The sequence below is a fragment of the Hoeflea sp. genome (assembly GCF_984452065.1).
The window spans coordinates 1-10,804 of the sequence record NZ_CFHWAF010000145.1 but is presented as its reverse complement, the minus strand read 5'-3'; the positions used below and the strand labels follow the sequence as shown (position 1 = coordinate 10,804).

Here is a 10,804-nt window from a genome sequence, read left to right as displayed (position 1 = left end):
CTCAAAACCCACAGCACTGAACAACAAATAATCCAATCAGACCACGCGGTGAGAAGTCCGGGCTAAGCGCCATCAAAAACGGAGTCTTTATGCGCGGACGAGAAGAGGCCCGGTAAAGCCCGGTCAGGCAAGACCGGGCGACAATCAGAACACTGCCGATGGCGATGCCGCGGCGGTTTTTTTGCGCATAGATTTCGGACAATCCAATGGACATTTCCAGACCCGAGCAGCGGGTGCTTCACCTGCTTGCTCAAGGCGGCCATATCCTTGTCGAAAAGGATGAACGGGGCCGCATCGTCGACAATTCCTGCGTCACGCGCGACGGCTGGTATTGGCGCGGCTGTTCGCTGGAGCTTTTCAGAAAGCTCAAACGTCGCCGGCTGATCGCCTCGAAGGGCGGCGGGCCGTACACGATCACCCGGTTGGGATTGCGGCGCGTCCGCTCGCAGGCTGACAATCGATAATGACAAGCGTCGCCGGTTTCCGGCGGCGCTTCTCACGCTGCGGCTGCCATGCCGTCGCCCGGCAGGCGGTAGGAGATCGCCTCGGCGATGTGCATGCGGCCGATATCGCCCGTGTCCTCGAGGTCGGCGAGCGTGCGCGCCACTTTCAGGATACGATGATAGGCGCGGGCGGAGAATTTCATCTGCTCGGCGGCGTCCTGCAGCAGGCTTGCCGCCGGCGCATCAGGCTTTGCGACCGTCTCGATCAGCGAGGTGGGACAAAGCGCATTGGACGTGATCTGCGGCATGGCGAGCGCGCTGAAACGCTCGGTCTGGCGCGCGCGTGCCAGCGCCACGCGCCTGGCGACATCGGCGCTCGTCTCGCTGGCGCCGGGCCGGATGAGATCGGTCGCGGTGACCGCCGGCACGGCAATCCTCAGATCGATCCTGTCGAGCAGCGGACCCGAGATACGGGCCTGATAATCCGCCTGACAGCGCGGGCCTCTGGCACAGACATGGCCGGGCTCGCCGGCCATGCCGCAGCGGCAGGGATTCATCGCGGCGACAAGCTGGATGCGCGCCGGGTAGCTCACATGATGGTTGGCGCGGGCGATGACGCATTCGCCGCCTTCGAGCGGCTGGCGCAGCGAATCGAGCACCTGTGGCGTGAATTCGGGAAACTCGTCGAGGAACAGAACGCCGTTGTGGGCGAGCGAGACCTCACCGGGCTTGGCCCTGACGCCACCGCCGACCATGGCGGCCATCGAGGCGGAATGGTGCGGGGCGCGGTAGGGCCGCCGGTCCGACAGCTCGCCGCCGGTCAAAAGGCCGGCAATCGAATGGATCATCGAGACCTCAAGCAGCTCGGCCGGCGCAAGCGGCGGCAGGATCGACGGCAGCCGGGCCGCCAGCATGGATTTTCCCGAGCCGGGCGGACCGGACATCAAGAGGTTATGCGCGCCGGCCGCGGCGACCTCCAGGGCGCGCCGCGCCATTTCCTGGCCCTTGATATCGGCAAGGTCGGGCAGATCGTCGGGCGCGCCGCGCACGGCCGGCTCGGGGCGCGAAAGCACCTGCGTTCCCTTGAAGTGATTGGCCATGGCAATGAGGCTGCGCGGGGCGAGAATGTCGAGATCGGCGCTTGCCCAGGCGGCCTCCGGGCCGCAGCCCGAGGGGCATATGAGACCCTTGCCCACCGAATTGGCCCCAATCGCCGCAGGCAATGCACCGGCCACCGCGGCGATGGTTCCGTCGAGCGAGAGTTCGCCCAACACCACATAGCCGGAAAGCGCATCGGCGGGGATCGCGCCCAGCGCCGCCATGAGGCCGAGCGCGATGGGCAGGTCGAAATGGCTGCCTTCCTTGGGCAGATCGGCGGGCGCCAGATTGACCGTGACCTTCTTGGCCGGCAGCGACAGGCCCGACGCGTGCAGCGCCGCCTGGACGCGCTCGCGGCTTTCGGCAACCGCCTTGTCGGGCAGGCCGACGATATTCATGCCAACCTTGCCGGGCGCCACCATGACCTGGACGTCGATCGGGACGGCGCTGATGCCCTGAAAAGAGACCGTGCTTACGCGCGATACCATCTGCCTCTCCTGCACGTTTCGGCTGCAGAACGTCATACACGATCGCCAAGGCATCAACAAGAACAAAAATAGAACATGTCGTTCATCGATCATTGACCGAAGCCGGACTTGCGGCTGGACGGGCAACCGCTAAGAGGATATGTCGGACACGCGCCCGCCAGCGGGCGCTTCTGGAATCGAGGGAACGGGGACCATTCATGACGATCCGGCTTCACAAGGGCGACATCAGCGAAACGGACGCCGCGCGTTATCGGGGCGACATCGCCATCGATACCGAAACGCTGGGCCTGAAGCCGCATCGCGACCGGCTGTGCGTCGTGCAGCTGTCGCCGGGCGACGGCACGGCGGATGTGATCCAGATTGCCAAGGGGCAAAAGAGGGCGCCGGTTCTGGCCGCGCTGCTCAAAGACCGGAAGAAAACCAAGATCTTCCACTTCGGGCGATTTGACATCGCCGTCCTCCACCATGCGCTCAATATTGCCTGCGAGCCGGTTTTCTGCACCAAGATCGCCTCGCGGCTGACCCGGACCTATACGGACCGGCACGGTCTGAAGGACAATCTGCGCGAGCTGCTCGATATCGATATCTCGAAACAGCAGCAGTCCTCCGACTGGGGCGCGGACGAACTCAGCGAGGCGCAGCTGGAATATGCCGCATCGGACGTGCTTTACCTTCACGCCCTGCGCGACCGGCTGAGCGAGCGGCTGGAACGGGACGGGCGGGTCAAGCATGCAGAGGCCTGTTTCAAATTCCTGCCGACCCGGGCGCGGCTCGATCTGATCGGCTGGGACGAAACCGATATCTTTGCCCACAGCTGAGCTGGACCGTATACTGCGGATCATGACCGGCCGCTGAAGCGGAGGAAGCAGGGTGCCGCCAGCAAAGACAGTCAGAAGAAGGGCAAGCCGCGATTTGCGACGGTCGAGGCCCTGACGGACTGGATGATCGATGGCGCACGGCCGAGCGCCGATGCACGTGAGATCATCACCGGGATATGCGACGGGCTTGTCGGCCTCGGCGTGGGCATAGACCGTTTCGTCCTGTTCATTTACACGCTGCATCCCAACCTTCTGGGCAGCCGGTTCCGCTGGATCAAAGGCCAGGGCGTCGACATCGCCCATGCGCAACTCCGCACTTTCGATCAGGAGATCTACACGTCCAACCCCCTGCCCCGGGTGGTCGAAAAACAGGTCACCATCAGGCGGCATCTGGAACGGCCGGATTGCCCGGAGGACTACATCATCGTCGGCGAACTGCGCGAGCAGGGTTTTACCGACTATCTGGCACAACCACTGATCTACACCACCGGCGAGACCAATGTGTGCACCTGGTCATCGGCGCAGAAGGGCGGTTTCAGCGACGGGGATCTGGAGACCCTGCGGCGCATCAACGCGCCGCTCGCCCGGCTGACGGAAACCTATATGCTGCGGTTCAACGCGGCGGTGCTCCTGTCGACCTATGTGGGCCGCAACAGCGGCACGCTCATCCGCGACGGCAAGGTCCATCGTGGCGACGGGGAGGAAATCACCGCCGTCATCCTGTTTGTGGATCTGAAGGACTTCACCCGGCTTTCAAACGAAAAGGCCGGCCCGGAGCTTGTCGCCCTCCTCAACGACACGTTCGACCGGCTCGTGCCGCCGGTGACGGCGCGGGGCGGCGAAATCCTCAAATTCATGGGCGACGGTTTCTTCGCGATCTTTCCCTACGAGGACGAGGCGGGCCTTGCCGCGATGACCGGCGCGGCGATGGACGCGGTCAAAGAGGGAATGGAGGCCCTTTGCGAAAGCCCGGTCGGAGATGCCGTTTGGTTTCGCACGGCGCTTCACTGCGGAACCTTCCATTACGGCAATATCGGCGGCGGCGACAGGCTCGACTTCACCGCCATCGGACCGCCGGTCAACTACACGGCGCGGCTGTTGTCGGCAGCGGCGGACCTTGATTGCGACAATGTCCTTTCCGGCGCGCTTGCCCGTCATGTCCCGCGGCGCTGCGAGGTCGCCGGCACGGCGGAGCTCAAGGGATTTGAAGGCGAGCAGACGATCTGGCGCTTTTAGAGCGAGATGAGGCTATTCAAGCATCAGCACCTCGGTTGACGTGCTGCGGCCGCGCAGGGTGATCGGTCCGTGCCGGCGCAGCCGTGCCAGGGCGGCCGCCGTTTCCGTCGGGCTTTCGGCTTCGGCCGCCTCCACGAGCGCGGTGCTGACGATGCAATGACAGCCGATCTCGCGATTGGCCTGCTCGAGGCGGCTTGCGACATTGACCGTATCGCCGAGGACGGCAAACTCCATGCGCCGGCTTGTTCCGATGTCGCCGATGACGATCGGCCCGTAGTGAACGCCGATCGCCAGTTCCAGCTCGCCGGCGTCGGTTCCTTCTTTGGCCTCTTTCCACAGCCTGAAAACATCGGCCATTTCGACGGCGGCGGTCAGCGCATTGACCGCATCGCGCTGCGTCGGCTCCGGTGTTCCGAAGGTCGCCATCAGGCCGTCACCGATGAATTTGTCGAGCGTTCCATCGTGGCGGAAGACGGTATCGCACAGCAATTCGTGAATCTGGCGCAGCACGCCGATGGTTTCCTGGGCGGGGCGGTCTTCCGCCCAGTTGGTGAAGGAAATCAGATCGGCAAAAAGCACCGCGGCCCGGTGTTCACGCGGCTGGGACAGGGGGTTGGTGCGGGTGGCGAGCAAATCGACGGTCTTGCGCGGGAAATATCGCGCCAGGTTTGTCCTCTCGCTCGCAAGCGCCGCCTGACGCAATGCAATGGATCGCGAGCGGGAAACCGCCAGCGCCAGCATGCAAGCGGTCAACAAAAGGACGATCACCTCCTGAAGTCTTACGCCGAGGTCGATGAACGAAGGATCGGCCAGCACCTGCAACAGCACTTCCCTGTCTTCGCCGGACGGCGACATGACGACCGCTCCGGGCAGGCTGGCGAGAATGGCAATACCGAGCGACCAGCTCAAGGCGGCGGAAATGCCGCCCCACAGGACGAGTGCCGGGCGGTAGAGGTAGGTCAGGCCCGCCAGCAGGACAAAAAAGTAGATGAAATTGCCGAACCGGAGGCTGAATTGCGGCGGCACGTCGATGGGGATCAGCGGATTGGGGTAAAGAAGCGCGAAGGAGAGCAGCGCAAAGTCGGCGAAGACAAATGCATAGCGGTGCCATTCCCGGCGCCAGGGCGCCTTCTCGGCGCGATAGGCGCCGATCCCCAGGACGACGAACAGCAACAGCAGCGGATAGTAGAAGACCGGACCGGGCCACGGAGCCAGTATTGTCGAAAGAACGGCGATGACGGCGAGCGCGAGGATCCGCCCCCACAGGGCGAGCTTCTGCCCCGCAAGCTCCTCCGTCCTGAATGTCAGATCGCCGTCGGCGCGACCTGTCTGCGCTGTTGCCTCAGCCATATTCCGTCACCCAATTTGCGGACTGTTCCGCAAACTTAAAGAAAAGTACGACGGCCCGCGATTTCAAGGCGTATCGGGCGGTGGACAAGGCGATACACGCGGCACGTCAGGCGGTTGATTTCGATGATACGGACGCGCGCGGCCCCGGTGAACCGGGATTTGCGCATCCTTGCCGTGCCCCAGGATGACATTGATCCCGTTGTGCCGGCACCGCAACGCTCAAATCGCGCGCCATGCCAAAGGCCCCCTGCCGGCGCATCAAAATCGCGTCTTGTTTCCACGCGCCTTGCTGTTACACATTGATGCGGGAATACAGCACATATCCGACAGCTGGAGCTGGCAATGGTGGAATTTCTCGATCGCCTGTTCGACGCAGCGCCGCTGCTGGCCTTGTTTATCACCGTGTCGCTCGGCTATGTCGTCGGCAAGCTGACCATCGGCCAGTTCGTGCTCGGCGGCGTTGCCGGTTCGCTGCTCGTCGGCGTGCTCATCGGACAGCTCGGCATTCATATCGATACGGCGATGAAGTCGGTGTTTTTCGCCATGTTCATCTATGCGGTGGGCTATCAGGGCGGACCGCAGTTCTTCCGTTCGCTCAACAAACGCTCGCTGAACCAGCTTGTCTCGGCCTTCGTCATGTGCCTTGTCGGCCTGACCTGCGTGCTTGTCAGCGCCTGGGCCTTCGACCTCGATCGCGGCACGGCGGCCGGCCTTGCGGCAGGCGGGCTGACACAATCGGCCATCATCGGCACCGCCGGGGACGCCATCGCCAAACTTGCCGGCGTGACGGCGGAGCAGATCAAGGTGATGCAGACCAATGTCGCCGTCGGCTACGCGGTCTGCTACATCTTCGGCAATCTCGGTCCGATCATCATCGTGACCTGGTTCCTGCCCATGATCATGAAATGGGACATCCGCCAGGAAGCCATCAAGCTTGCAAAGCAGATGTCCGGCGGGAACCCGCAGCTCGAACCCGGCCAGTTCAATGCCATTCGAAAGGTGACGACGCGCCTTTATGACGTGACCGAAGGCAGCAAGGCGTCCGGCAAATCGGCCATCGCCATCGATACGGACCTGGATGATGCAGCCGTCGAAGCGGTTCTGCGCAACGGCGAGAACCTTGCCATCAGCGACGACACGGTGGTGCAGCCGGGTGACAAGGTTGCCGTTACCGGCGTCGTGGGCGTGTTGATGGACAAGGCGCCCTATTTCGGACCGGAAACCGTTGCGCCCGATCATTTCCAACTGGTGGAAGAACATCGCGAGATCATCGTGACCCGCCCGCAATTCATCGGCAAGACCATCGGCGCGATGCGCAAGGAGCTTGGCATACGAACCCGCCACGGCGTCTACCTTATCGCCGCCAAACGCATGGGCCGCGACCTGCCCAACCTTGACGGGCTTGAGCTGCACAGGGGCGACGAACTGCTGTTCATCGGCGCCGCCAGGGATCTGGACCGGGTTCAGGGATTGCTCGGCTACAGGATTTCCGCGGCGGCGGTGACCGATTTCGTCTTCTTCGGCCTCGGCATGGCGATCGGCATCCTCTTGGGCCTGATCCAATTCAAGATCGCCGGCATCCCCGTGACGATCGGGACCGGCGGCGGCTGCCTGCTCTCCGGGCTCTTGTTCGGCTGGCTGCGCAGCACCCATCCGCAATTCGCCGCCCTGCCGTCGGGGGCGTCGAATTTCCTGCGCGATTTCGGCCTTGCGGTCTTTGTCGCCATTGTCGGCATCTCCGCCGGACCGCAGGCGGTGACGACCATGCAGCAATATGGCGTGACGCTGTTCTTCCTGGGCGTCGGCGTCACCATCATTCCGCAAATTGTGATCTTTTTCTTCTCCTACTATGTGCTGCGCATCCGCAACCCGATCGAGGCGCTGGCATGCGTCGTCGGCGGACGCAGCGCCAATCCCGGCTTCGCGGCGCTGCTTGCCAAGGCCGGCAATGCGACGCCGGTGGTCTCGTTCACCGTCACCTATGCCGTCGCCAATGTTTTCCTGACGATCTGGGGGCCGCTGATCGTCGGCATCATCACCAAAAACGCCTCGCCTTAAATGGAGCACCTTATGCAGGACGAAGATTTCAGCGCCTTTGCCGAGCTCAGCCCCTTCGAGCTCAAGGACAAGCTCATTGCCGTCGCAAAGACCGAATCCCAGCGTGTCATGCTCAATGCCGGGCGCGGCAATCCGAATTTCCTGGCGACGCAGCCGCGCCGCGCCTTTCTGCGCCTCGGCGAATTTGCACTTCAGGAGGCCGAACGGTCCTATTCCTATCTCAACAGCGGCTTCGGCGGACTGCCGGAGAAGGAAGGCATGGTGGAACGCTTTGAATCCTTTGCCTCACGCTTCGACGACTGCCAGGGCATCGCCTTCCTGCGCGCCTCGATTTCCTATGTGCGCGACCAGCTTGAAATGCAGCGGGAGGATTTCCTCTTCGAGATGGTCGGCGCCTTCCTCGGCTGCAACTATCCGGTGCCGCCGCGCATGCTGACGCATTCGGAGGAGATCGTCCACGCCTATATCGCCAAGGAAATGTTCGGACCAAAACCGTCGAGCGGCCCCTTCTCGCTGTTTGCGACCGAGGGCGGCACGGCGGCCATGACCTATATATTCCAGACTCTCAAGAATAACGGCCTGATCGCACCCGGCGACAAGATCGCGCTCGGAACACCCATATTCTCGCCTTATCTGGAAATACCGCCGCTGCCGGACTACGCGCTGGACATTGTCGATGTGCGCATGGACGAGGACAATGAATGGCAGTTTCCCGACGAGGAGATCGCCAGGCTTGAGGACCCGGATATCAAGGTCTTCTGCCTGGTCAATCCGAGCAATCCGCCGTCCTACAAACTGTCCGGCTCCAGTCTTGATAAACTGGCGGCTCTCATCAACACCAAACGCCGCGATCTGATCGTCGTGACCGACGATGTGTACGGCACCTTCGCGGATGATTTCGTATCGCTGTTCGCCATGTGTCCGTACAACACGCTGTGCGTCTACTCATTCTCCAAATATTTCGGCGCGACCGGCTGGCGGCTCGGCGTGATCGGCCTGCATGAGGACAACGCCATCGACGCGGCCCTTGCCGGGCTCGACAACAAGGAAAAGGCGCTGCTTGACGAGCGCTATTCCTCGCTGACGACGGATGTCGCGGGCCTGCGCTTCATCGACCGGCTGGTCGCCGACAGCCGCGCGGTGGCGCTCAACCACACGGCCGGGTCGTCGACACCGCAGCAATTGCAGATGACCCTCTTTGCGCTGCACGGGCTGATGGATCTGAATGATACCTACAAGGCCGCCGCCAAACATCTCATCCGTCACCGCTTTATCACGCTGTGCCAGAATATCGGTCTCGATCCGCAAACCGGGCCGAACGACGTCAATTACTACTATCTGATCGACCTTGAGAAACTCGGGGCGGAGCTTTACGGCGACGCGTTCGCCAAATGGTTCTCGCAGGGCCAGCGGGGCACGGATTTCCTCTTCCGCCTGGCGCGCGAGACAGGCGTCGTCCTCCTGCCCGGCAAAGGCTTCGAGGTGATCGACGCCTCGGCCCGCGTCTCGCTCGCCAACCTGACCGAAGCCGAATATTCCGAGATCGGCGCGTTCACCCGCAAGGTGCTCGACGAACTGCACGCGGATTTCGAGAAGGAGAAGGGTTAGGGCGAGTGTGGTTTGAGGGTGGTCTTTGGGGCTGGTGTGACGAACCTGGGTCGTGTTTGCGGACTTTTGCCGCGTCGGCGGATATAATTCGCCCGAGCAAGCTAATCGGTCCCTGTCGATGACCATATAACACGCTTGTTTTCATCCTTTCCGAGAACAACCTGCCACCTAGAAAACGCTGCCTCAGATTCTCCCGTGGACACCAAGTTGTCGTGAAGGGCAATCTGGGTTGAACCCGCGATTGGGTTTCCGCGTTTCGCTACCAAAACAAGCCTTGTGTCAGTTCTAACCACAAACAGCGGCGGTTCGCCAGCATGATAGGCGTCAACACAGCTTGTTTCATCTACCTCAATTCGAACATTTGGGATGATTAAGCCGCCCCAGCTTTCATTTCCGAGGCTTTCGAAGAAATGCGACCTATGTTTACCAGAAAGAAATACCGCCGCCGCCGCTTCGTTGAATTGGCCAACAAGCATTGTTTCCTCGTATTTGTTGGTCGGCAGAATCAAGCAAAGCGGCTTTACATTTCCGACTTTTCCGACTGTGAATTCGCTTGGCGAAAGCAATTTTTTCTCTCCAGGTTGGGTCTTGTGGCCAGTAAACGCCAAAGTTCTAAACGCCCCAAAGCTTGGTTCGCGATACTCTCCTCTAATCCCAACCCCTCCGGATATCGGTACGGCGACACTCAGGACAATGGACCGCGTTGGTAGGTCGGTTTTCGCGACGGGCCTCGCGCCGCTCTTCTTCGTCAAGCACTTCTGCCTCAAATCGGTGGCCGCAGTTATTGCAACGAAAGCGGACGCGCTCAGGCATAAGGATTCCCGCTTGTTCTATGAACTCGTTCCACAAGTATTCAGCGGCTTTCTCCGGGTTCAGCCGCTCAGGTTTGTTCCCGAACATCGCCATAGTCACGACAAGGAACTGCTCGTACTCGTCTGACGAGACATCGAAGCCGCCGTTCGCCGTGTTGTCCCCAGCGTTCTCATTGAAGGAATAGTAAATATCTCCCAGAGCGTATGCCGAGTTTCGGCAGTACACCGTGATGTGTGCGGTCCCGTGCTGGCGACCGTGATTGACCACTGTGCTTCCAAATGAGTTCGCGCCTCGATCAACAAAGCGACCTCGCAGGCCGTCAACCACATCTATCTCGCCGATAGCTCGCTGAAAGTAATCCTTGATTGTGGCGAATGCCGCATCTCGATACTCGCCACGGTCGATCTCGTCGAAATCACGTTGGACCCGATATCGCGGTATGCCTTGTCGTGATTCTGTCGGTGCGGGTTCCTCATCGGCAGGCTCAGGAGTACCCACCCCACCGGTATCGAGGATTCTACGAATCTCCTGCACAATATCGAGGTAGGCAGTGTTCGCGTTCGCCCATTCTGAAATCGGCACGCCATCCCTAGGCACCGCCTTTAAACGTCGCAATTGAGGCATCGCAGCCCAGTCACACGGTTCAACGATGATCGGCACAACACGTGCCTCACCTGCCTCGTGCCGTTCGAAGGCACGTTGCATTTCTCGTTCAACACAATAATTGGAGGCAATAAAGTCAGGACTGATCAGCAGCAAAAAAATGTCTGCAGCCTCCAGCTCTTGACTGATTTCATCATCCAAAACATCACCCACTAATATATCGCGGTCGAACCATGTTTCGATCTCACCTTCTCGTTGAAGATTAGCAAGATGGACGTGCAGACGGTCG

General features: G+C 61.2%; 10 protein-coding genes. 5 read left to right on the top strand and 5 right to left on the bottom strand.

The genetic code is table 11. From position 1 onward, the window contains the following. Position 1: 1 nt before the first annotated feature. Positions 2-202, bottom strand: coding sequence for a hypothetical protein (locus tag AC5E6N_RS20440; RefSeq protein WP_491749543.1), 201 nt, complete (start codon positions 200-202; stop codon positions 2-4). A gap of 4 nt (positions 203-206) precedes the next feature. Between AC5E6N_RS20440 and AC5E6N_RS20435 the strand changes: the two genes are divergently transcribed. Next, positions 207-464 (top strand): YjhX family toxin, encoded by a 258-nt coding sequence (locus AC5E6N_RS20435; RefSeq protein WP_491749542.1) that lies wholly within the window; start codon positions 207-209, stop codon positions 462-464. 32 nt (positions 465-496) lie between these two features. Here AC5E6N_RS20435 and AC5E6N_RS20430 read toward each other — a convergent pair whose 3' ends face one another. Further along, positions 497-2,029 carry a YifB family Mg chelatase-like AAA ATPase gene (locus AC5E6N_RS20430; protein WP_491749541.1) on the bottom strand — a complete coding sequence of 511 codons (1,533 nt, stop codon included), beginning with the start codon at positions 2,027-2,029 and terminating at the stop codon, positions 497-499. A gap of 197 nt (positions 2,030-2,226) precedes the next feature. Between AC5E6N_RS20430 and AC5E6N_RS20425 the strand changes: the two genes are divergently transcribed. Next, the gene (locus tag AC5E6N_RS20425) at positions 2,227-2,847 is read left to right on the top strand and encodes a ribonuclease D (RefSeq protein WP_491749540.1); all 621 of its coding nucleotides are present in this window, start codon (positions 2,227-2,229) and stop codon (positions 2,845-2,847) included. A 123-nt stretch (positions 2,848-2,970) separates the two neighbouring features. Then, entirely contained in the window at positions 2,971-4,083 is a 1,113-nt protein-coding gene (locus AC5E6N_RS20420; RefSeq protein WP_491749539.1) for an adenylate/guanylate cyclase domain-containing protein, read from the top strand. 12 nt (positions 4,084-4,095) lie between these two features. On the opposite strand, the gene AC5E6N_RS20415 is transcribed toward AC5E6N_RS20420, so the two are convergent. Further along, on the bottom strand, positions 4,096-5,433 hold the full coding sequence (locus AC5E6N_RS20415) for an adenylate/guanylate cyclase domain-containing protein (protein WP_491749538.1): 1,338 nt from the start codon (positions 5,431-5,433) through the stop codon (positions 4,096-4,098). Positions 5,434-5,775: 342 nt separating this feature from the next. Here AC5E6N_RS20415 and aspT point away from each other — a divergent pair, with 342 nt between their 5' ends. Both aspT and AC5E6N_RS20405 read left to right on the top strand, forming a co-directional pair. Continuing rightward, the gene (gene aspT / locus AC5E6N_RS20410) at positions 5,776-7,491 is read left to right on the top strand and encodes an aspartate-alanine antiporter (RefSeq protein WP_491749537.1); all 1,716 of its coding nucleotides are present in this window, start codon (positions 5,776-5,778) and stop codon (positions 7,489-7,491) included. A gap of 12 nt (positions 7,492-7,503) precedes the next feature. Further along, on the top strand, positions 7,504-9,099 hold the full coding sequence (locus AC5E6N_RS20405) for a bifunctional aspartate transaminase/aspartate 4-decarboxylase (RefSeq protein WP_491749536.1): 1,596 nt from the start codon (positions 7,504-7,506) through the stop codon (positions 9,097-9,099). 101 nt (positions 9,100-9,200) lie between these two features. On the opposite strand, the gene AC5E6N_RS20400 is transcribed toward AC5E6N_RS20405, so the two are convergent. Further along, complete coding sequence (locus AC5E6N_RS20400; RefSeq protein WP_491749535.1) at positions 9,201-9,707, bottom strand: hypothetical protein; 507 nt, start codon at positions 9,705-9,707, stop codon at positions 9,201-9,203. A 40-nt stretch (positions 9,708-9,747) separates the two neighbouring features. Then, positions 9,748-10,804: TIR domain-containing protein (locus AC5E6N_RS20395; protein WP_491749534.1), on the bottom strand; the 1,057-nt coding region annotated here is incomplete at its 5' end.